This is a genomic window from Pseudomonas sp. Marseille-Q1929, assembly GCF_017316265.1.
Taxonomy (GTDB): Bacteria; Pseudomonadota; Gammaproteobacteria; order Pseudomonadales; family Pseudomonadaceae; genus Aquipseudomonas.
Map to the genome: position 1 here is coordinate 45,482 of NZ_JAFLWU010000001.1, position 22,106 is coordinate 67,587.

General features: G+C 61.7%; 19 protein-coding genes. 8 read left to right on the forward strand and 11 right to left on the reverse strand.

Annotation, left to right across the window (positions count from 1 at the left end):
- Positions 1-17: 17 nt before the first annotated feature.
- On the forward strand, positions 18-1,631 hold the full coding sequence (locus tag J1G37_RS00210) for an NAD(P)/FAD-dependent oxidoreductase (protein ID WP_207039759.1): 1,614 nt from the start codon (positions 18-20) through the stop codon (positions 1,629-1,631).
- 49 nt (positions 1,632-1,680) lie between these two features.
- Here the strand turns inward: J1G37_RS00210 and J1G37_RS00215 are convergent, their stop codons facing one another.
- Complete coding sequence (locus J1G37_RS00215) at positions 1,681-2,775, reverse strand: PLP-dependent cysteine synthase family protein (RefSeq protein WP_207039760.1); 1,095 nt, start codon at positions 2,773-2,775, stop codon at positions 1,681-1,683.
- A gap of 216 nt (positions 2,776-2,991) precedes the next feature.
- Between J1G37_RS00215 and nhaA the strand changes: the two genes are divergently transcribed.
- Entirely contained in the window at positions 2,992-4,173 is a 1,182-nt protein-coding gene (gene nhaA, locus J1G37_RS00220) for a Na+/H+ antiporter NhaA (protein WP_207039761.1), read from the forward strand.
- Between the two features lie 606 nt (positions 4,174-4,779).
- Here nhaA and J1G37_RS00225 read toward each other — a convergent pair.
- The 6 genes from J1G37_RS00225 to dinG form a co-directional block, all read right to left on the reverse strand.
- A complete protein-coding gene (locus tag J1G37_RS00225; protein WP_026136695.1) occupies positions 4,780-5,244 on the reverse strand; it encodes a glycine zipper 2TM domain-containing protein in 465 nt (154 codons plus the stop codon).
- A 264-nt stretch (positions 5,245-5,508) separates the two neighbouring features.
- Positions 5,509-6,156 carry a pyridoxamine 5'-phosphate oxidase gene (pdxH, locus tag J1G37_RS00230; protein ID WP_207039762.1) on the reverse strand — a complete coding sequence of 216 codons (648 nt, stop codon included), beginning with the start codon at positions 6,154-6,156 and terminating at the stop codon, positions 5,509-5,511.
- A 27-nt stretch (positions 6,157-6,183) separates the two neighbouring features.
- On the reverse strand, positions 6,184-7,212 hold the full coding sequence (locus tag J1G37_RS00235; RefSeq protein WP_207039763.1) for an OmpA family protein: 1,029 nt from the start codon (positions 7,210-7,212) through the stop codon (positions 6,184-6,186).
- Between the two features lie 143 nt (positions 7,213-7,355).
- Positions 7,356-8,501 (reverse strand): serine hydrolase domain-containing protein, encoded by a 1,146-nt coding sequence (locus J1G37_RS00240; protein WP_207039764.1) that lies wholly within the window; start codon positions 8,499-8,501, stop codon positions 7,356-7,358.
- A gap of 82 nt (positions 8,502-8,583) precedes the next feature.
- The gene (locus J1G37_RS00245; protein ID WP_207039765.1) at positions 8,584-10,869 is read right to left on the reverse strand and encodes a beta-galactosidase; all 2,286 of its coding nucleotides are present in this window, start codon (positions 10,867-10,869) and stop codon (positions 8,584-8,586) included.
- An 89-nt stretch (positions 10,870-10,958) separates the two neighbouring features.
- On the reverse strand, positions 10,959-13,103 hold the full coding sequence (gene dinG, locus J1G37_RS00250) for an ATP-dependent DNA helicase DinG (protein WP_207039766.1): 2,145 nt from the start codon (positions 13,101-13,103) through the stop codon (positions 10,959-10,961).
- A 99-nt stretch (positions 13,104-13,202) separates the two neighbouring features.
- On the opposite strand from dinG, the gene J1G37_RS00255 reads away from it, so the two are divergent.
- A complete protein-coding gene (locus tag J1G37_RS00255; protein ID WP_207039767.1) occupies positions 13,203-13,667 on the forward strand; it encodes a CopD family protein in 465 nt (154 codons plus the stop codon).
- Between the two features lie 118 nt (positions 13,668-13,785).
- On the opposite strand, the gene J1G37_RS00260 is transcribed toward J1G37_RS00255, so the two are convergent.
- Both J1G37_RS00260 and J1G37_RS00265 read right to left on the reverse strand, forming a co-directional pair.
- A complete protein-coding gene (locus J1G37_RS00260) occupies positions 13,786-14,544 on the reverse strand; it encodes a collagen-like protein (RefSeq protein WP_207039768.1) in 759 nt (252 codons plus the stop codon).
- Between the two features lie 171 nt (positions 14,545-14,715).
- Positions 14,716-15,408, reverse strand: a complete 693-nt coding sequence (locus J1G37_RS00265) for an OmpA family protein (RefSeq protein ID WP_207039769.1) — start codon at positions 15,406-15,408, stop codon at positions 14,716-14,718.
- A 190-nt stretch (positions 15,409-15,598) separates the two neighbouring features.
- On the opposite strand from J1G37_RS00265, the gene J1G37_RS00270 reads away from it, so the two are divergent.
- Genes J1G37_RS00270 through J1G37_RS00285 form a run of 4 tightly spaced genes read left to right on the forward strand, consistent with a single transcriptional unit; the run spans position 15,599 to position 17,270 of the window.
- On the forward strand, positions 15,599-16,096 hold the full coding sequence (locus tag J1G37_RS00270; protein ID WP_207039770.1) for a DUF6231 family protein: 498 nt from the start codon (positions 15,599-15,601) through the stop codon (positions 16,094-16,096).
- A 4-nt stretch (positions 16,097-16,100) separates the two neighbouring features.
- On the forward strand, positions 16,101-16,571 hold the full coding sequence (locus J1G37_RS00275; RefSeq protein WP_135310924.1) for a YchJ family protein: 471 nt from the start codon (positions 16,101-16,103) through the stop codon (positions 16,569-16,571).
- 19 nt (positions 16,572-16,590) lie between these two features.
- The gene (locus tag J1G37_RS00280) at positions 16,591-17,073 is read left to right on the forward strand and encodes an LEA type 2 family protein (RefSeq protein WP_207039771.1); all 483 of its coding nucleotides are present in this window, start codon (positions 16,591-16,593) and stop codon (positions 17,071-17,073) included.
- Entirely contained in the window at positions 17,070-17,270 is a 201-nt protein-coding gene (locus tag J1G37_RS00285; RefSeq protein ID WP_026136698.1) for an SEC-C metal-binding domain-containing protein, read from the forward strand. Before J1G37_RS00280 ends, J1G37_RS00285 begins: the two co-directional genes overlap by 4 nt.
- Positions 17,271-17,429: 159 nt before the next feature.
- Here J1G37_RS00285 and J1G37_RS00290 read toward each other — a convergent pair whose 3' ends face one another.
- Together J1G37_RS00290 and J1G37_RS00295 are read right to left on the reverse strand one after the other, a co-directional pair.
- Positions 17,430-18,815: an ATP-binding protein gene (locus J1G37_RS00290; protein WP_207039772.1), complete on the reverse strand. Its 1,386-nt coding sequence runs from the start codon at positions 18,813-18,815 to the stop codon at positions 17,430-17,432.
- A complete protein-coding gene (locus tag J1G37_RS00295; RefSeq protein WP_207039773.1) occupies positions 18,812-19,522 on the reverse strand; it encodes a response regulator in 711 nt (236 codons plus the stop codon). The genes J1G37_RS00290 and J1G37_RS00295 overlap by 4 nt, the downstream gene beginning before the upstream one ends.
- Before the next feature lie 198 nt (positions 19,523-19,720).
- Here J1G37_RS00295 and J1G37_RS00300 point away from each other — a divergent pair, with 198 nt between their 5' ends.
- The gene (locus J1G37_RS00300; RefSeq protein ID WP_207039774.1) at positions 19,721-22,102 is read left to right on the forward strand and encodes a TonB-dependent receptor; all 2,382 of its coding nucleotides are present in this window, start codon (positions 19,721-19,723) and stop codon (positions 22,100-22,102) included.
- The last annotated feature ends 4 nt before the right edge of the window (positions 22,103-22,106 follow it).

Here is a 22,106-nt window from a genome sequence, read left to right on the forward strand (position 1 = left end):
GCCTACCGGATCCCGTCATGCTACGAATCACCGAACTCAAGCTGCCCATCGACCATCCCGAAGAAGACCTGCGGCCTGCCATCGTGCAGCGCCTGGGCGTCGCCAGTGATGACCTGCTCGATTTCACCCTGTTCAAACGCAGCTACGATGCGCGCAAGAAATCGTCGGAGCTGTGCTTCATCTACACCATCGACTTGAACGTGAAGGGCGAAGCCGCCCTGCTGCTCAAGTTCGCCGATGACCGCAATATCAATCCGGCGCCGGACGTCAGCTACAAAGTGGTCGGCCAAGCGCCACAAGACCTGAGCGAACGCCCGATCGTCGTCGGCTTTGGCCCGTGCGGCATCTTCGCCGGGCTGTTGCTGGCTCAGATGGGCTTCAAGCCGATCATTCTTGAGCGCGGTCGCGAAGTGCGCCAGCGCACCAAGGACACCTGGGGCCTGTGGCGTAAAAACGTGCTCAACCCCGAGTCCAACGTGCAGTTCGGTGAAGGCGGCGCCGGGACGTTTTCCGACGGCAAGCTGTACAGCCAGATCAAGGACCCGAAATTCCACGGGCGCAAAGTCCTGCACGAGTTCGTCAAGGCCGGCGCACCGGAAGAGATTCTTTACGTCAGCAAGCCACACATCGGTACCTTCCGCCTGACCGGCGTAGTGGAAAACATGCGCGAACAGATCATCGCCCTCGGCGGTGAAGTGCGTTTCGAGCAGCGGGTCACTGACGTGCTGATTGAAGACGGCCAGTTGCATGGCGTAGTGGTCGACGGCGGCGAGCAGATCCTCTCCAAGCACGTGATCCTGGCCCTCGGCCATAGCGCCCGCGACACCTTCCGCATGCTCCATGGCCGTGGTGTGTACATGGAAGCCAAGCCGTTCTCGGTGGGTTTCCGTATCGAACACCCGCAGTCGCTGATCGACGCGGCACGCTTGGGTAAATACGCTGGCCATCCAAAACTCGGCGCTGCGGACTACAAACTGGTGCACCACGCCAAGAACGGTCGCTCGGTCTACAGCTTCTGCATGTGCCCAGGCGGTACGGTAGTCGCTGCCACCTCCGAACCGGGCCGCGTAGTCACCAACGGCATGAGCCAATACTCGCGTAACGAGCGCAATGCCAACTCCGGCATCGTAGTCGGCATCACGCCAGAGGTGGATTATCCGGGTGGCCCGCTGGCGGGTATCGAATTGCAGGAACGCCTGGAGTCCCACGCCTACATCCTCGGCGGCAGCAACTACGAGGCACCGGCGCAGTTGGTAGGCGATTTCATCGCTGGCAAGCCGTCCACCGGCACTGGCAGTGTGGAACCTTCCTACAAGCCAGGTGTGGCCTGGGGCGATCTGGCCCTCGCGCTGCCGGCGTTCGCCATTGAGGCGATCCGCGAAGCGCTGCCGGCGTTCGAGAAGCAGATCAAGGGCTACTCGCTGCACGATGCCGTGTTGACCGGTATCGAAACACGCACGTCCTCGCCACTGCGGATTACCCGCAATGAATCGATGCAGAGCTTGAACGTGAAGGGCCTGTTCCCGGCCGGTGAAGGCGCGGGTTACGCCGGCGGGATTCTGTCGGCGGGTGTGGACGGGATTCGGATTGCCGAGGCGTTGGCGCGGGATATGTTGGGCATCGAGGCCTGACTCAACTGTGGGAGCTGGCTTGCCAGCTCCCACATTTTTTTGTGGCAGGTCAGATTTTGGCGCGCAAGATGCTGGCCGGCAACGGCTCGCCTCGTTCCACACTCGCAGCAACAGCCGCAATCAGCCCCTCCAACGCATAGCCCTGCGCTTCAAGCCACGCCTGATCATAATAAGTGGTGGCATAGCGCTCACCCCCATCACACAAGATCGCCACGATCGACCCCGACTCCCCCGCCGCTTTCATCTGCTGCGCAGCCATCAACGCGCCAATCAAGTTGGTCCCGCTGGACCCGCCGACCCGCCGCCCCAACCGTTCAGCCAAGTAGTGCATGGCCGCCAACGACAACGCGTCCGGCACTTTGACCATGGCATCAATCACCTTGGGCAGAAACGACGCCTCTACCCGTGGCCGGCCAATGCCTTCAATGCGTGAGCCGCAGTCCAGGCGCAAGCTGGCATCGCCACTCAAATAGTAATCAAAAAACACCGAACGCTCGGCATCGGCGCACAGCACGCGGGTGCAATGCTGGCGATAACGCACATAACGCCCCAGGGTCGCGGTGGTACCGCCGGTGCCTGGGCTGGAAATCAGCCAGCTCGGCTCGGGATAATGCTCAAAGCGCATCTGTTGGAAGATCGACTCAGCAATGTTGTTATTCGCTCGCCAGTCGGTGGCCCGCTCCGCGTAGGTGAACTGGTCCATAAAGTGACCACCACTTTCCTGCGCCAAACGCTCGGATTCGGCGTAGATCTGCGTCGGATCGTTCACCAGGTGGCTCTTGCCACCGTAAAAAGCGATCTGTGCGATCTTTTCCTGGGAAGTGGTGGCCGGCATCACCGCGATAAACGGCAAGCCGAGCAGGCGGGCGAAGTAGGCCTCGGAAATTGCCGTCGAACCACTGGAGGCTTCGATCACCGGCGCACCCGGCTTCAACCAGCCATTGCACAACGCGTAGAGGAACAACGAACGTGCCAGCCGATGCTTCAGGCTGCCGGTGGGATGGCTGGATTCATCCTTGAAGTACAGCTCGATACCCGGCAAGCCCGGTAACGGCAACGGGATCAGGTGCGTGTCAGCGCTGCGCTGGAAGTCCGCTTCGATGATGCGAATGGCTTCGCGAGCCCAGGGACGATGGTCGCTCATGAGGAGTTTCTCTAAGGATTTCACCCCCAATCTTAGGAGGTTTCCTACACTCCACACAGATACAGTACCGACTCAATTGGACACACAATTGCTAGGCTTTGGCGCACCGTCGTACCGGACCATCGCTTATAACAAATAAGAATATAACTTTTGTTTTAACAACTAACGGTACGGGTTAGGGTAACCCCCTATTGAACCTGGATTGGAGAGCATACCTTGCCTCTGCGTAGCACTTTCACCCGTTTCTTCCAGCTGGAAGCCGCCAGCGGCCTGTTGTTGATCGCCGCTGCCGCACTGGCGCTGATCATCAACAATTCGCCGTTGTCGCACCTCTACAGCGCCTTTCTCGACGTGCCGGTGGTGGCACAGATCGGTGCCCTGAAAATCGCCAAGCCCGCGCTGCTGTGGATCAACGACGGCCTGATGGCACTGTTCTTCCTGCTGATCGGCCTGGAGGTCAAGCGCGAGCTGATCGATGGGCACCTGTCCAAGCCTTCGCAAGTGGTGCTGCCCGGTGCCGCGGCGATTGGCGGCATGGTCGTCCCCGCGCTGATCTACTGGGCAATCAACAAGGACTACCCCGCCGCACTCTCCGGCTGGGCGATCCCCATGGCTACCGACATTGCCTTCGCCCTCGGCGTGTTGGCCCTGTTGGGCAAGCGCGTGCCGGTGTCGCTGAAGCTGTTCCTGATGACCCTGGCGATCATTGACGACCTGGGCGCAATCATCGTGATTGCCGTGTTCTATTCCGCCGACCTCTCGGGCGCCGCCCTGGCGGGTGCGGGCGCTTGCTTGATCGCCTTGATCGCGATGAATCGCCTGGGCGTGATCAAGCTCGGGCCGTACCTGATCATCGGGCTGATCCTGTGGGTCTGCGTGCTGAAAAGCGGCGTGCATGCCACTCTGGCCGGCGTGACCTTGGCGTTCTGCATCCCGATGCGCACCAAGAACGCCGAACCTTCGCCACTGATGACCCTGGAGCACGCGCTGCACCCGTGGGTCGCCTACGGCATCCTGCCGCTGTTTGCGTTCGCCAACGCCGGCGTCTCCCTGACTGGCGTCAGCCTGGAAAGCTTCACCCACCACGTGCCGATGGGCATTGCCGCCGGCCTGTTGATCGGCAAGACCGTCGGCGTGTTCGGCCTCACCTGGCTGGCGATCAAGACCGGCCTGGCCGCACTGCCCGAGGGCGCCAACTGGGGCCAGGTGTTCGGCGTGGCGATCCTGTGCGGGATCGGCTTTACCATGAGCCTGTTTGTCGGTTCGCTGGCGTTTGTGCCAGGCGCCAGTGAGTTTGCCGGGGAGGATCGGATGGGGATTCTGACCGGGTCGATTCTGGCGGCGTGTATTGGGTATGCAGTGACGGCGATGGCGAGTCGCAAGAAAGTGCCCCACTAAGGTCAATGTGGCGAGGGAGCTTGCTCCCGCTGGGCCGCGAAGCGGCCCCAAAAGCCTTGGGAGCGCTTCGCACTCCAGCGGGAGCAAGCTCCCTCGCCACAGGCAAACTTAGACATACTCGGCCCTCCGTGAGTTGGGCCTTACCTCCAGCGCACTTACCGGAACATGTGGGCCTTCGGATACAGGTCATTGTTTCCTGTGAGGCGGCCGGGTTGATGGTCCAACCGCATTAATCCGGCACGGATTGCAAGCCCGTGGCGACCGGTCCAAATTCGCCCGCGTACCCAACCAGCTCACACAACAACGAACGCAGAACGAGGGCGATACTAACTCGGCCTTCGAGCAAAGGTGTGTCGAGCGGCACTAAAATGGCCAGCTGGTTCCGTTAAATTCTGTTGCCAGTATTTGCAAAACAACACCAAATAAAAGCTAGGAATATCGACCGCCGCTCATCGTCTTTTCTTGCTCCGCGCCTGGAGCGACAGTAGTATCCACGTCAGGTCATTGTTTCCTGTGAACAGGCAACTCCAGCCGCAAACTGGACTTGCAACAAAAAACCCCAACCGGTCACCCGGCTGGGGTTTTTATTTGCCGACTGTTTAGCGCTTAGCGAGTAACCCGGCTAGTTCCATCAACAGTCATGATGCGCACACGGTCACCAATGCGGAAGATTTCATTCTCCTGCACAGCCTGCACGTAGGCACGCATGCTGCCGTCGTCTTCGCGCACGGTGATTTCCACGCCTTGGGTGCGGGTCAGGCCTTCTTCGGTGGCCGAGCCCAGCAGGCCACCGGCGACTGCGCCGATCACTGCGGTCACGATGCTGCCACGGCCGCCGCCGATGGCGCTGCCGCCAACGCCGCCGATGACTGCGCCAGCGGCGCCGCCGATTGGGGTCTTGGTGCCTTCGATTTTCACCGGGCGCAGGGATTCGATGGTGCCCATGCGAACGCTCTGTACACGACGCGCTTCGTCACGGGAGTACGAGTCGCCGGTCAGACTCGAAGCACAGCCACCCAGCAGAAGTGACAGAGTGGTGAAGCAGGCAACTAGTAAAACGGACTTACGCATAGCATCAACTCCAAAGGACAGGTGGTCATTAGACGCTGCGGCTTGGCGCCTGTCACGGCAAGCACCGCAGAAAATAGCTTTCATTCAGCCTGAGTACAGACTGCCAGCACCACAAAACTCGACCAACGGTAGCCCAGCTTTTGTGCCAAGTGATGTCACGACTGTTTCATCATTGTAGTCGCACAGCCGCACGCGGCCGAAGTCTCTGCCATAGAGACGTCGGCGCAGCGGGAAACATTCAGGTGGGATGACGAAAGGCGCTGCTCAGGGTGCCAGGCGTTCACGGGTCCAGTCGGCCCCTTGCAGGCGGTAGTTCAAGCGATCATGCAGGCGGCTGGCGCGGCCTTGCCAGAACTCGATGCGCTCAGGCAGCAAGCGATACCCTCCCCAGTGCTCGGGGCAGTCGGGCTGGATATCGCTGAAACGCTGCTCGGTAGCCTTGAGCAAATCGTGCAGTTCTTCACGGTCACGAATGACCTTGCTCTGCGGTGAAGCCCAAGCGCCCAGACGACTGCCCAACGGGCGGACCTGGTAATAAGCATCCGACTCCTCAGGCGACACCTTGACCACCCGTCCCTCGATCCGCACCTGGCGCTCCAGGGTCGGCCAGAAGAACGTCATGGCCGCAAACGGCCGCGCCGCGAGCTGTTCACCCTTGGCGCTCTGATAGTTGGTGAAGAAGGTAAAGCCCTGTGCATCCAGGCCCTTGAGCAGCAGGATGCGACAGTGTGGGCGCCCCTCCTGGTCAACCGTGGCCAGGGTCATGGCATTGGCTTCCACCGGTGGCTGCTCGGTTTTCACCGCGTCGGCAAACCACTGGTGGAACAACGCAAACGGCTCGGCCGGGGCCTGGGCCTCGCTCAAACCGTCCCGGGTGTAGTCACGGCGCATATCGGCCAGTGCCTGGGTCATGCGGCTTTATCCTTCTACTTCAACAGGTCAGTTTTTTGCCTGATCGTTAGCCGGTGCAGCAGCCTTGGCCTTGGCCGGAGCCGCTTTCTTCGCAGCCGGCTTGGCCGGGGCCTTTTTGGCAGCTGGCTTGGCAGCGGCTTTTTTGGCGGCAGGCGCTTTTTTCGCCGGGGCTTTTACAGCAGGTGCGGGTGCAGGAACGTCCTGCACGGCCACCATTTCAGCTACCGGCGGGGTCTTGCCCGAGTTGTACTTGCTCAGCAAGGCCAACATAGTTGTACGCTGAGTGAACATAATTTCCATGCGACGGTTCAGCGCACGGCCCTGCGTGCTGTCGTTGGCGGCACGTGGCATAAGGTCGCCCATGCCGCGCAGCATCAGGCGATCCTGCTTCAAGCCGCTGAGGCTGAAGATCGAGGCGATCGACTGCGCACGCTCCTTGCTCAACGCCTGGCTGGCTGGCGCGGTACCGGTGGCATCGACGTGGCCCAGGACCAGGACGGCGGTTTTCGGGTCGGCTTCAACGGCCTTGGCAACCCGAGTGAACGGGCCCAGGGTAACTGGCAGCAGCATCGCCGGGCGTTTCGGGTTGTAGGAGCCGTCTACCGGGGCGATCACGACGAGTACGTTGTCACGACGCTCCAGTTGCAGGTTGCTGTCCTTGATGGCAGCGCGCAGGCGCGGCTCATAGTCGTCCAGCCAGGCTTGGGTGATTTTTGGATCCGGCATCGGGATGTTGGTCACATCGACCTTGGCCAATGGCTTTGGCTTGCTCTCGAACGGCCACCACCAGTGGGTTTCGCTGTCGGTCTTGGCGACGGCCGGCGCGGCGGCCGGGGCTGGAGTGGCAGCCTTGAGGTCGGCTTTCAGGTCGGCAGCCTTGGCATCGGCGGCGACTTTGGCATCCGGCTTAGTCGCGGCGTCCTTGGCGGCGGTTTTATCAGACCCAAATGACCCAAATGACCACCAATGTCCGCCATCGGCATCATTTTGTGGAGTTTGTGCGCAGCCAGTAATAGTGAGGCAAAGCGCCAGTGCCAAGGACTTGTTCGATAACATGAGATATCCACAAAATGAGAAAAATGCCAGGGGTCTGGATGACCCGTTAAACAGACGCCAGGACAAGAATAAAGTTACAACTTTTCCGTCAGCCTCTTCTTATAGTTGCCTTTGTAACAAAAAAACGTGAAACAGCAAGGGGTTTACAGACAACCGGCCAATATTCTGACCAACTTCTGTGCACGTGGGTCCATAAGTACATAAGGCCCCAATGTATTAGTCACGAAACCAAACGCTACATCATGCTCAGGGTCGGCAAACCCTACCGAACCACCCGCACCGGGATGCCCGAAAGCACGCGGGCCAAGGCCGAAGGTAGCATTGGGCAGTTGTGGCTGATCCAACATGCAACCCAAGCCGAAACGGGTTTGTGTCAGCAATGTTTTATCCAGCCCGATACTGTGTTCGCGGGTCAACTCTTCAAGCATGTCGCTTTCCAGCAAACTACCGTCCAGCAAACCACTATAAAAACCCGCCAGGCTGCGTGCATTACCGTGGCCATTGGCGGCGGGTTGCTGCATGCGTCGCCATTCGGGTTTATTAGTGCTGGTCAGAATAGACGGTGGATTGGCAAATGCCCGCGTCGTCATCGCGTTCGGCTCGCGCATCATTACTTGCAATAAACGTTGCGCCGCTTCATCGCCCATGTTGCCTTTGCTGCGCGCTATATGGGCAACACGATAAAACTCGGCATCCGCCAGGCCGACATGGAAGTCCAACCCCAATGGCCGTGCCACCCGCGCCACGATGGACTCCCCCGGGCCGCGCCCGTCGGCACGCCGCAGCAGTTCACCGACCAGCCAGCCGTAGGTGATCGCCTCGTAGCCATGGCCCTGGCCTGGCGTCCACCACGGGGCCTCGGCCGCCAGGGTGTCGACCATCAATTGCCAGTCGTACAGGGCTTCGGTGGGCAGCATCTGGCGAATCGCCGGCAAGCCCGCCTGATGGCAGAGCAACTGGCGCAGGGTGATGGTTTCTTTGCCCGCCGCCGCAAACTCCGGCCAGTAATCGGCCACGGGGGCGTCCAGTTTCAGCTTGCCCTCGGCCACCAATTGCAGGGCGGTGACAGCGGTAAAGGTCTTGGTGCAGGAGAACAGGTTGACGATGGTATCGCTGTGCCAGGCCTCGGCACCGTCCTTGTCGGCGGTGCCGGCCCACAGGTCAACCACGGTTTCGCCGCCGACCTGGATACAGAGCCCGGCGCCACGCTCCTGGGGGTCATCGAACAAGGCGGCGAAGGCTTCACGTACCGCTTCGAACTGGAGCTCGTAATGACCCTGAATCTGCACCTAAGCCCCCTCGGAAAACGCCGTAAAAAGTGGCCGACATTGTTCCAGTCATTGTAGGTTTTGTGAACCCGTCAACGCTGAATCAGTGACCATTTCCCGCGTGCCCGCCCGCATGCCCGGCGCCTTTGCCGGCGCTTGCGCCATTGCCACTTTGATGTTCACGAACCGCACTGGCCGCCTTGGCTTTTTCCGCCTCCTTGCCCAGTTGGTCGACGGCCGCCAGGTTGCTCTTGCGCACATTCTCGACAAAGCCCTGGAACGGCACATCGGTGATGCCGACCAAGCCGAAATGGCCATTTTCAGCGTCCAGCAGGCGGCCGGTCACTGGCTGGTCCAAGTACTGGAACCAATGCACGCCGACAATCGACGGTTCAGCCATGGCCTGCTTGAGGAAGTTGGCGTACGCCGTGCCGCGCTCTTCTTCCCTCGCCACTTGCGTCACACCGCCCCAGAACGGGCCACGATCCGCGGAGCCAAAGTTGAATTCGGTGATCAGCACCGGCTTGTCCAGCGCACGCAAGGCCGCGAAGTCGTAACCGTCCTGGGGTTTGAGCGTGTACATGTTGAAACTCAGCACATCGCAATACTGCGCGCAGGATGCCACCGCTTCCGGGCTGCTCACCGCGTATCGGCCGCCCAGCAGCAACTGGTTGGGTGCGTGCCACTTCAGCGAGTCAGAGATGGTCTTGAAGTAGGCGTCGGCAAAGGTCTTCTGGAAGTACTTGAAGTCGGCCTCGATTTCCGGGTGCTCGGCATTCGGCATCGGCGGCTCGAAGCCCGGGTCTTCCATCAGCTCCCAGCCCGCCAACTGGATGCCCCAGGCTTTCGACAGGCCTTCCTCGTTGCGGTACTTATCGCGCAATTGCTTGAGGAACGCGCGCTTGGCCGGCACGTCGGTGGTCATGCGCAAGGTGCCGTAGGCCAGGGCGTAACGGGACTTCGCATCATCGCCGGGGCCGGCCCAGGCCAGTTCGTTGTCGGCAAAGAAGCCGATCAACCACGGATCATCCCGATGATCTCGGGCGGCGATGGCCACGGCACGTTCGGTGGCCATGGCGAAACGCGGGTCAAACGGATCGGGCATGCCGCCCCACCAGTCGGTGCCGGTGCTGATGCTGGCGTAGTCGCCGACAATCGACAGCGGCAAGGTGTAGGGCACGCGGTCGGCGCGGGCCAGGTTTTCGTCGCTCCAGTTGCCCAAGGTGTTGAAACCCCAGGCCTGCAGGCGGTCGAGGGTATGGCTGGCCCAACGTTTCTGGTCAAAGCCTTCGCCACCGTAGGTACGTTGCAGGTTGGCGCCGTAGAAGTCGTACCAACGCCCGGCGCCAAAGCTGCGCCCCTCGCCGGCCCCGTTGCCGGTGCGGTTATCGCCGCTGCCGTAGTAGTTATCAAACGGCTCGCCAGCCTTGGGCAGCGCCGCGAACATCCATTCACGGCCGGAAACGTAGGTCTGGCTGTTATCCGGTGCCACGGTGTTGACGCCCAAGGAGTAAAACGGATGGCCTTCCGGCGTCACCAGGTACCAGCGACCGTCACGCTTCTCAGTGCGGAAAAACCCGCTGGCGTCGAACGCCGGGCCCTTGTTCCAGCCACCAAACTTGTCCAGGGCGGATTTATCCCGCGTGGCCAGCCAGCCTTGCAGCTGTTGCTGTTCCTTGGCCGCCGCGACCTTGAGCTGTTCGTCGCTGCTGACCTTTTCCGGCCAACGCGCGCGGGTGGATTGGCCGTAGGCGTCCACCAGCTCGCTGTACGCGGCCTTGATCACCGGCTCGCTGTCCTGCACGCCAAAGCGCTCCAACAGGATGCTTTGTGCGGCGTTGGGCTTGACCATCGACAAGGTCACCGACACCACCTGGCTACGGTCGATCTCGCCAAAGCTGCCGGTCAGCAACACACGTTGGCCGTCCACGGTGATCGGCATCGGCGGGCCGGCCTTCATGCCCTGGCTCAGCGGCGAGTTGGCTTGCAGCGGCACCAGCAAGGTCTGGGCCGGGCCGGCCGGCAGGTCGATGCGGCTGCGCAAGGTCTTGCCGTCGGCGCTCTGCACCGTGACGTAGAGGGTCAGCGCCCAGTCCATGGCACTTTGGATGCGCAGGCTCATGGCGCTGGATTGCGACCAGTCCCAAGTGCCGGTCTGCGGGCTGAGCACCAGGCTCGGCTCGGCGGCCGGGTTGAAGGTGATGCGGCGCAGCACTTCGCCTTCCGGGGTTTGTTCGGCGTTGTATTGCGGCAGGCTGGCGTCCTGGGTCGCCACCTTGACCACGTCGGCCGGCCGGACGAAGTTGAACAGGGTCTGTTGCCCGGCAGGCGCGGCCATCAAGGGCGCGGCAAACAGTAGGGCAAATAGAGCGGGCAGCGTGCGAATCATACAGACAAGGTTCTCCCAGACGGCCGATGAATGGCCTGATGAAATACAGTGAGATAGACCACGAAGTGGGCGAAACCGCCCACGGTGGCTTAAGAAATTTCGCGCCGGAACGGCGGCAGAGCATTAAGAATAGCTTTGCCATAGCGCTGGGTGACCAGGCGGCGGTCGAGCAAGGTGATGGTGCCCCGATCTTCTTCGGTGCGCAGCAAGCGACCGCAAGCCTGAACCAGCTTCAACGAAGCGTCCGGCACCGAGATTTCCATAAACGGATTGCCGCCGCGCGCTTCGATCCACTCGGCCAGTGCCGCCTCGACCGGGTCGTCCGGCACCGAGAACGGGATCTTCGCGATCACCACGTGTTCGCAGTAGGCGCCGGGCAAGTCCACGCCTTCGGCAAAACTCGCGAGGCCGAAGAGCACGCTGGAATCACCGCCATCGACCCGCGCCTTGTGCTTGTTCAGGGTTTCCTGCTTGGACAGGTTGCCCTGGATAAACACCTGCTTGCGCCAGTCGCGGTCGAGGCCGTCGAACACGTCCTGCATCTGTTTGCGTGACGAGAACAACACCAGGGTGCCACGCGAACCTTCGACCAGCTCCGGCAGGTCGCGGATGATCGCGGCGGTGTGCGCGGCCGCGTCCCGTGGATCGGCCTTGAGGTCCGGCACCCGCAGCACGCCTGCGTCGGCGTGATGGAACGGGCTTGGCACCACAGCAGTGACGGCCTTTTTTGGCAGGCCGGCGCGCATGCGGAAACGGTCGAATGTGCCCAGGGCGGTCAGCGTGGCGGAGGTCACCAGGCAGCCGTAGGCCACGTTCCACAGGTTGCGTCGCAGCATTTCGGCGGCCAGGATCGGGCTGGCGTTGACCTCGATATCAAACAGCGCACCGCTTTCCGACAAGGTCAGCCAACGGGCCATCGGCGGGTTGTCTTCCGGGTCTTCGACGGTGAAGGCGGTCCACAGCTCCCAGTTGCCCTGGGCGCGGGACAGCAGGCTGCCGAACAGCGGGTACCATTCTTCGGCCTGGTTGCTGGCGATGCCGATGTTGACCTCGCCGTCCATGCCTTCCTTGAGCAGATCGGTGAGACGGGTAAACAGGTCGGTCAGGCGGGAAAAGCCCTTCTTCAACTCGATGCCCATTTCACGCATGTGCTCGGGGATCATGCCGCCAACAAAACGGTGACGCGGCCGCTCACGGCCTTCCACGTCTTCGCCCGGTTTGAAGTCGGCGACCTGCTCGCAGGCGCTGAACATGAACTGCTGCTGGGTCTTGATCTCCCGCGCCAGCTCCGGCACTTGCTCGATCAGCTTGCCCAGATCGCCAGGCAACGGGTGCTGGGCCAGCAACTTGGTGAGGTTCTTCGCAGTGGTTTCCAGCCAGTCGGCGGTGGAACGCAGGCGCGTGTAGTGGGCGAAGTGGCCGATGGCCTTGTCGGGCAGGTGGTGACCTTCGTCGAACACATACAGCGTGTCACGCGGGTCCGGCAGTACGGCACCGCCGCCCAGGGCGAGGTCGGCCAGCACCATGTCGTGGTTGGTGACGATCACATCGACCTTGCCCATACCTTCGCGGGCCTTGTAGAAGGCGCACTGGCCGAAGTTGGGGCAGTGCCGGTTGGTGCACTGGCTGTGATCGGTGGTCAGGCGCGCCCAGTCGGCATCTTCCAGGGCATTGGGCCAACTGTCGCGGTCGCCGTCCCATTTATTGCCGGCCAGTTTCTCGATCATGCTGGTGAAGAGCTTCTGGCTGACTTCATCCACCTCGATCTTGAAGCCTTCTTCTTCGAACAGCGATGCGGTGGCGGTTTGCGCGTGGCCTTCCTGCAACAGCACGTCGAGCTTGGACAGGCACAGATAGCGGCCACGGCCCTTGGCCAGGGCGAAGGTGAAATTCAGGCCGCTGTTGCGCATCAGGTCGGGCAGGTCTTTGTAGACGATCTGCTCTTGCAGGGCGACAGTTGCGGTGGCGATCACCAGGCGCTTGCCGGCGGCCTTGGCCGTAGGGATCGCCGCCAGGCTGTAGGCCACGGTCTTACCGGTACCGGTGCCGGCTTCGACGGCCACGACCGCAGGGTCGCCACTGCGCCGACCTTCGTCGTCGGTATCGATATCGCCGAGGACCTTCGCCACTTCGGCGATCATCAGGCGTTGGCCGTAGCGCGGTTTCAAGCTCTTGGCTTCGAGAAAACGCGAATAGGCGCCCTGGATCGTGGTTTTGAGTTCAGTGCTGATCATGGATAGTCGGGCGCAAAAAACGCTGGATAAATTTTCAGTGGTTCGGATCGGCCGCTATCATACCCCGCTAATTAATCCCGCGCAGAACGGAGTACCTCAATGACCGCGTTTAGCCTCGCTTACACCCTGCATGTATTGGCCGCCCTGATCTGGGTCGGCGGTATGTTTTTCGCTTGGATGATCCTGCGCCCCGCCGCTGTGGCGGCGCTTGAGGGCCCTGCCCGGCTGACGCTGTGGGCGAATGTGTTTCAACGTTTTTTCGTGTGGGTGTGGGTCGCGGTGGCGATTTTGCCGATCAGCGGTGTTGGCCTGCTGCAATTGCGCTTCAGCGGGTTTGAGACCGCGCCGCGTTATGTGCAGGTGATGATGGGGTTGTATCTGGTGATGACGGCGTTGTTTATCCGGATCCAGGCCCTGAAACTCCCGGAGTTGCGTGCGGCGGTGGCGGCGCAGGATTGGCCTACGGGTGCGGCGGTGTTGGGGCAGATTCGGCGGTTGGTGGGGATTAATCTAATTGTTGGGTTGGTGGTGGTGGCGGTGGCTTCGGCTCGGCCGATGTTCTGAGGCGACTGTTACACCGCTATCGCGGGCAAGCCCGCTCCCACATTCGACCGCATTCTCATGTTGGAACTCGGTCAAGTGTGGGAGCGGGCTTGCCCGCGATAGCGTCAGCCCAGGCGACTCAAAGCCGCTGAATGGTCACCGAACCCGCAGGCCCCACCGGCCCCGGCTGCCCTTCCAATCCCGGGCGGCCCTTCTCGCCGCCATCGGCCTGATACACCAGGCAACCCTTGGACTGGCCACCCTTGCCCGGTTTGCCCGCAGTACCCGCCAGGCCACCCGCACCACCCTCCACCCAGACCTTGATCTGCGCCGCCGGGTAGTCCTTCGGCAACTCGACCCGCACCAGCGCACCCGCGCCGCCGGGCAAGCCGTCGCCACCGTTATCGCCATTGGCGCCACGCCCCGCCGAACCCCAGGTGCAACCCGGGTCTACGCCGTTGGCGCCGTCCAGGCCGGCATACCCTTTGGCCCCGGCGCCGCCACGGGCGTCCACCGAGAGCTCGTCGGCCACCAGCGAATTGATGCGCAAGGTCAGGTCACGCCCGGCCTTGGCCGGTTTTTCATGGGTGCCGGGAGCGCCGCGGGAGGTGATCTGGCTGCCATGGTCCAATTGCGCATGGCGCACCTGCAATTGCAGCGCGGTATTGCCGGGGACGATGGTGATGCGCGCTTCGCGGCCCAGGTGCAGCTCATCCACCGTGACCTGGCTGATGCTGGCCGGAATCAGCAAGGTGCCGTAGTCCGCCACGTCCAGGCGCTCCAGTTGCAACACGCTGGTGCTGCTGGGCAGGCGCATCAGCGAGTTGGTTTCAACACTGACGTTCTGGGCCAGGGCAATGGGGCTGACCAGCAGGGCCAACAGTAAAACCTTACGCATCTTGGAGCTCCCCTTGAGTGTGTTTCAAAGTTGTTTCTAGTTTTTCTTTGGACGCACAGTAACGACTTCTACCGGCGATTTGCCAGTGAAGGTTCAAAAAAGTTGGGAACGGGGCGGTTTCGGTAAAAGTCGCCAGCAATGCCCCTGTGGATCCCACAGGGGCAAGGGCTGTCAGCGGTTGATCTGGATTTCCACGCGGCGGTTCAAGGCACGGCCTTCAGCGGTTTTGTTGTCGGCGACCGGATGGCTTTCGCCAGCGCCCGTGACCGAGACAAAGCTGCTGCGTGGGATACCGGAACCGATGAGGTACTCGGTGACCGAATGCGCACGTTTTTCCGAGAGTTTCTGGTTGTAGGCGTCTTTGCCGACGCTGTCGGTGTGGCCGCTGACCCGCAGTTGGGCGGTTGGCGCTTCTTGTTTCAGGCGAGTGACGATGGTGTCGAGCTTGGTTTTATCCGCCGCCGTCAACTTGGCCGAGTCGAACTCAAAGTGCACATCACGAATCACGATGGTTTCTTCCTTGACCACCACCACTTCCTCGACCACCGCGACCGGCACCGGTGGGCAGCCGTTGGCATCGACCGGCACGCCTTTAGGTGTGCCTGGGCACTTGTCGCGGCTGTCCGGCACGCCATCGCCGTCTTCGTCGCCATCACCATGCACCCAGCAATAGGCGCCTGCCATGCCGCCGATCAACAACGCACCGGCGCCTGCATAGGCCGAGCTTTCGGTGGCGCCGATCGCCGCACCGGTCACACCGCCGAGGGCAGCGCAGGTGGGCCAATCGGTTTTTTGCAAACCTGCGCAACCTGTCAGTACTCCGGTTAGCAGAATCAAGGGTAGAGCTGTCCGCATGATGCTCATCTGATTTCTCCTGAGGGGATCGGCGGGGGCCGATGGGTGGAGTAAAGACCGCTCTTTTCATCTGCGCCAGTTGGCCACACCCCCGGATTCATTGAGGATCGCCACCAAGGGCTGGCTTTTCGCAATCGCCCGCTCTAGGCCCGCACGCTCAGCCGCGCTAGTCTCTATGGTCCTGATGTGAGGATCTCTGATGACCGCTGGTATTTCTGCCCGTACACCCCAGCAAGCCTTGGCCGCCTTGCTCGACCTGCACCAGCCCAAACGCCTGTTGCTGTTGGGAGCCAGCCAGTTCCCGGCGCTGGAGGCGTTTGCGGCCGAACACCCAGACACCCAAGTGTCCATCGCCCCGCCCGGCCCCTTGCCGGCCGAGTTGGCCGCGCAGCGTTTTGACCTGGCGCTGGTGGTCGATTGCCTGGAACACCTGTCAAAAGCGCAAGGCCTGACCTTGCTCGGCGGCATCCGCAACCTCAATGCCAGCCGCATCGCGGTGCTGGTGGACCTGGGCGCATGCGAATGGAAGGACACTGACTTCTTCTCCCTGGCCTTGCAGGCCGGCGAGCGGTTCCAGCGCGACGAGCAGGTTATGACGCTGTTTACCTACGATCTGCTTGACTATAAACAGGTGCCGGACTGGCTCAACGCACGGTTCTGGGCCAACCCGCAAAATTTCGGAAAGTATTGGTGGTAACCCAATGAGTACATCCATTTGCCCCTGCGGCAGTGGCAACCTGCTGGATGCCTGCTGCGGCCACTATCACGCCGGCCACCCGGCACCTTGCGCCAGCGCGTTGATGCGCTCGCGCTACAGCGCCTACGTGCTGGGCCTGGTGGACTATCTGGTGGCCACCACTCTGCCCGCGCAACAGGCCGGCCTGGACCGCGACGCCATCGGCGCCTGGAGCGCCCAAAGCACTTGGCTGGGCCTGGAAGTGGAAAGCTCCGAAGTGTTTGGCGGCCAGCCGGAACACGCGTTTGTGACCTTTACCGCACGCTGGCATGACAGCACTGGCGAACATAGCCACCGCGAACAGTCTTCTTTCGTACAGAATGACGGGCGCTGGTACTTCATCGACCCCACCGTGGAGGTGAAGGCCGGACGCAACGATGCCTGCCTGTGTGGCAGCGGGCAAAAATTCAAGAAGTGTTGTTCCAGCTATCTCTAACCCACACAGGACAAACGCCATGCTTCGGATCTGCAGCTTGATGCTGGCGTTGACCCTCGGTTTGACCGGCTGCGCGTCGTGGTTCGAAAACGACTCGCCACCGCCCCACGTCTCTCTGGTCAAGGTCGAAGTGGTGCGGGCCAAGTTGCTGCAGCAGAAATTCAAGCTGTACTTTCGCGTCGACAACCGCGACGACGCCGACCTGACCGTGCGCGGCCTGATCTACAAAGTGACGCTGGATGACTTTGTGCTGACCGAGGGCGAGTCCAACGAGTGGCTCACCGTACCGCCGCGCGGGCATGCCTTCTTCAGGGTCACGGTGCGTACCAACCTGTGGCCGCAGATCCGCGATGTGGTGCAGATGTTGAAAAACCCGGACAAGCCGGTGCCCTATCGCCTCGACGGCGAGCTGAAAACCGGATTATTCATCGGTTATGACGTGCAGGTGGCCCACAATGGCGAGATAATCCCCGGCGATTTTATTCCGGAGCGACATCAATGACTCAGCAACCCCATGTCCATGGTCCTGACTGCAACCACGATCACGATCACCATGATCACGACCACGGCCATGTCCACGGCCCGAACTGCGGCCACGCTCACCAGGAGCCGGTGCGCAATGCCTTGAAGGACGTGGGTCGCAACGATCCTTGCCCGTGCGGCAGTGCGAAGAAGTTCAAGAAGTGCCACGGGGCCTGATGCCCTGATCCAGCCGATGTAGAAGCTGGCTTGTGTGTATGTATGGGCTGGCTTCTGTGGGAGCTGGCTTGCCTGCGATGCAGGCGACTCGGTCTTTCAGTAGTACCGAGGTGATGCAATCGCAGGCAAGCCAGCTCCCACACTGGATCGCATTCAAAATCAGGATTTACGCTGGAACTGCAACTCAACTTCCAGGCCACCACCCTCCCGGTTCCTCAAACTCAACCGCCCTTCATGCGCCCTGGCAATGGTGTGAGCAATGCTCAGCCCCAAGCCATACCCACCCGTTTCAGCATTGCGCGACCCTTCCACCCGATAAAACGGCTCCATCACCTGCTCCAGTTGTTCCTGGGGAATCCCCGGCCCGCGGTCGCTGATGACAATCCTCAAGCCGTCTGCCTGGTCGTCGACCCGCACCACCACTTCACGGCCATAACGCACCGCGTTTTCCAGCAGGTTCTGCACGCACCGCTTGAGGCTGCGCGCATACCCCGGCAACGGCTGCTTCGCCCGGCCATCGATGCGCACGCTTTGCCCTACATCCTCCAGATCCGCCTGCAAGCTTTGCAGCAACGCATTGATGTCGATGTTTTGCCGCGCCTCGTTGATTTCGCCGCTGCTGACAAAATCCAGGGTGCTGGCCACCATGTGCTCCATTTCCTCGAGGTCGCTGCGAAAACGCTCCTTGGTGCGGTTGTCGTCAAGCATCTCGGTGCGCAGGCGCAAGCGTGTGATAGGTGAACGCAGGTCGTGGGAAATCGCCGCGAGAAAACGCGTGCGCTCGGCGATGTTGGCGATCAGTCGTTGCTGCATCGCATTAAACGCCTGGGCGGCGCGGCGCACTTCGGTGGGGCCACTCTCCGACAGTGGCGGGCGCTGGATGTCCCGGCCGAGGGCTTCGGCGGCCTTGGCCAAGGCGTTGAGCGGGCGGATGGCCAGGCGCACGGCCACCAGGGCGATCACCACCAGCACCAGCACACGCAGCAGGTAGATGCGCATGACGTAATCGAACAGCAGGTCCAGTGGCGAGGTGCTGGTCCAGCCCTGTTCTTCGCGGGCGTCCACCTGCAACCAGCGCCCGTCGGGCAGGCGCAGGTCGATCAGGAACTGCCCCACCACCGGCTTAGACTCCAGCAAGGTCCAGAGCCCAGCGTTTTGCCCCGCGCCGTCCACCAGCGACAGGTGCAGCAGGATCAGGGTTTGCGCATAGCCGGTTTTTTCCGAGAGGACTTTCTTGATCAGCCGCTCAGTCGGCCGGTCGCTGTCGGTGAGGCTGCTGGGCGTATTGCTGGCCTGGTCGCTCAAGGTCAGGCGGAAATTCGGCGCATCGAGCAGTTTGATCAGCAAGTCAGCCTGTTGCGGATCGCTGTGTACCAGGCGCACCACATCGGCCAGACGGGTGGCGATCAACCGCGCGGGGATCTCCAGCACCTGGCCATGGCGCCGGTCGTACCAGATGCTGCTGGTCAGGGCCTGGGCCGCGAGCATGCCGCTGACCAGAATCAGCACCAGACGCCCAAACAGCGAACGCGGCAGCAGTCTCACGAGGCCAGCACCACGTCATCGGCGGTGAGCATATAGCCCTCGTTGCGTACGGTCTTGATCAGCCCGGCCGGCAGTTGCGAGCGCAGGCGGCTGACGCACACGTCGATGGAGCGGTCGAACGGGGTGCTGTCCTTGTCGAACACATGGTTGAGCAGAAAGTCGCGGCTCAGGGGTCGATTGGGGTGCTGCAAGAGCAGGCGCAACACGCGGTAATCCGAATTGCCCAGGCTGACCACCACACCGTCCGGCGAGAGCAATTGCCGCGCCCGCGTGTCGAGTTGCCAGCCGGCGAAACGGATGCTCGGCGCTTCATCCAGCCGCGCACGGTCGGGGAAACTCTGCACCCGGCGCAACACCACTTTGATCCGCACCAGCAGCTCACGCGGGTCGAACGGCTTGGGCAGGTAGTCATCGGCGCCGATTTCCAGGCCGACGATCCGGTCGATCAACGACCCCTTGGCGGTGAGCATCACCACCGGCGTGTTGGAACTCACGCGCAGCTCGCGGCACAGGCTGAGGCCGTCTTCGCCGGGCAGCATCAGGTCGAGGACGATCAGGTCAATGACGTTCAACTCCAGACGCCGGCGCATCTCCTTGCCGTCCGCGGCGGTGGACACCTGAAAGCCCGCGTCGCTCAGGTAGTCGCAAAGCAACTGGCGGATTTGCGGGTCGTCATCAACGATCAGGAGGTGGTCTTGCTTGGCCATGGGCAGTCGATCCGAAAAACTATAAAACGCAGCAAATAGCCGAAAGTTCAGGCAACGGCGTACGCAAATGTAATGGAATGTTGTGGGAAACGATAATCAAGCATCAGCGATACAAACCCGGGGCAATGCAGTCGGAATCGCTCTTTAGACTACCGAACCTAAATGAGAGTAATTGTAATTTAGACTCGGAAGTAGCCCATGTCATCGCCCACACCGCTCCGCAACCCGCTGCACACCACCCTGGCACCGATGTTCGGCTTTCTCGCTGCCGGCAGCGTGGCCCCGACGGCCTGGGCGGATGCACCCACCGCCAGCACCCAGGATTCAGTGCTGAGCCTGCCGGAAATCCAGGTCGACGGCGAAGCCACGTCCACCTTCAAGGTCGACCGGGTGACCTCGGCGAAAATCAGCCAGCCACTGCTGGACGCGCCGCAAAGCGTGACCATCGTGCCGCAGCAGGTGCTCAAGGAACAGAATGCACAAACCTTGCAGGAAGTGTTGCGCAACGTACCGGGCATTACCTTTATGTCCGGCGAAGGCAACCTGGGCTGGGGCGATCTGTTTTCGATCCGTGGCTTTTCCTCCGAACAAAGCCTGACCGTTGACGGCGTGCGTGACGCCGGCATGTCCACGCGCACCGACACCTTCAACCTGCAACAAGCCGAAGTGTTCAAGGGCACGGGCTCCATCGAGTCCGGGGTGTCCGCCGTGGGCGGCAGCGTCAACCTGGTGAGCAAGGAAGCGCACCTGGGCGACGCCAACCGCGTGTCCGCCGGGATCGGTACCGATGCCTACCGTCGCCTGACCGCCGACCTGAACAAGCAGCTGAACGACACCACCGCCGTACGCGTCAACCTGATGAAGCACTACAACCAAGTGTCCGAACGCGACGACGTGGACTACGACCGCTGGGGCATCGCCACCTCGTTCGGCTTCGGCCTGGGCACCGACACACGCTTTTTCATCGACACCTTCTACCAGAAAGACACCAATACCCCGGACGGCGGCGTCCCCATCCAGCGTGGTACAAACGGCGACCGCATGCCCGGGGTAAAACGCTCCAACTGGTACGGCGATTCCAGCCTCTACACCCAAGAGAACAAAACCACCTCGCTGACCGCCCGCTTCGAACACGACTTCGCCTGGAACGACGCCAACCTGCGCAACCAGACGCGCTGGGAGCGCAGCGACAACTTCGCGGTGCTGTCCCCGGCGCGCTTCTTCGCCGCCAACGCCTCAGGCGGAAAAACCTGCACCGGCACCCGCTGTGCGACCTTGGGCTACACCGGTGTAGGCCCGATTAGCCAAGTGCCGGGCAGCACGGTCAATGCCTACAGCGACTACGTAAACAACAGCAACACGTCCTACGGCATCCTGCGCGGCAGCGACTTCGGTTTGTCCAAGCGCTACACCATCCTCGATAACCAGACCGACTTCAGCTTCACGTTCAACACCGGCAGCCTGCAACACGCGGTGGTCTCGGGCCTGGAGTTCTACCACGAGACCTACGGCGGCCTGAAACGCAACGCCGAAGTGCCCGATGGCAACATGCTTTTCGATATGGCCGACCCCAGCCATAGCTTCGCCAGCACCTACGTGACCAAAGGCGTCGGCGAGCCGCGCTCGGTGATCGACAACGCCGGCCTCTACCTGGGTGACACCGTCACCCTCAACGAGCAATGGCAAGTGCTGGGCTCGCTGCGCTACGACAAGTGGCAAGCCGAAACCCGCCAGCGCGGCCAAGCCACCACCAGTAGCAGTGACGGTGCAGTCAGCGGCCGTGTTGGCGCGGTATTCAAGCCGTTGCCCAACGGCAGCATCTACGTTTCCTACAGCGAGGCGGCACAACCGTCGGCACTGGGTGCGTCCACCAACAACCAGATCTACGGCGCGGCCAGCACCAGCAATTACAGCCCGGCCAAATCCAAGACCTATGAACTGGGCACCAAGTGGGACATTGCCCACGACAGGCTCAACGTCACGGCGGCGATCTTCCGCACCGAGCTGGAAAACTCCTGGGAATACCAGGACGGCGAATCCGCCCCGGTACGCGCCCTGCCCGCCAAGCGCGTGGACGGCATCGAGTTGGGCCTGCAAGGCAATATCACCCCGCGCTGGACCGCCTACAGCGGTTTCTCGGCGCTCAAAAGCGTGCAGACCAAAGGCATCAACAAAGGCGCCGAAGCCAAGAACGTGCCCGACCTGACCGCCAACCTGTGGACCACCTACGCCGTCACCGACGCGCTGAGCCTGAGCTACGGCGAGCAATACGTGGGCCGGCGCCGCTACACCGACAACAAATACGTCGGCGGTTTGAACAACAACAGCAGCTACGCCAGCGGCGCCTCCGGGGTGTACGCGATCTATACGCGCGACCACGAAAAAGCCCCCGGCTACTGGCTGAGCAACGTGGCGGCGCAATACAAGGTGAACAAGGACACCACGGTCAACCTCAACCTCAACAACGTGTTTAACAAGTTTTATTACAGCCAGGTCGGCGCGTCCCTCGATGGCTTCCAGCTCTACGGCATCCCGGGCGCCGGGCGCACCCTCACCGCCAGTGTTGATTATGAGTTCTAACCCC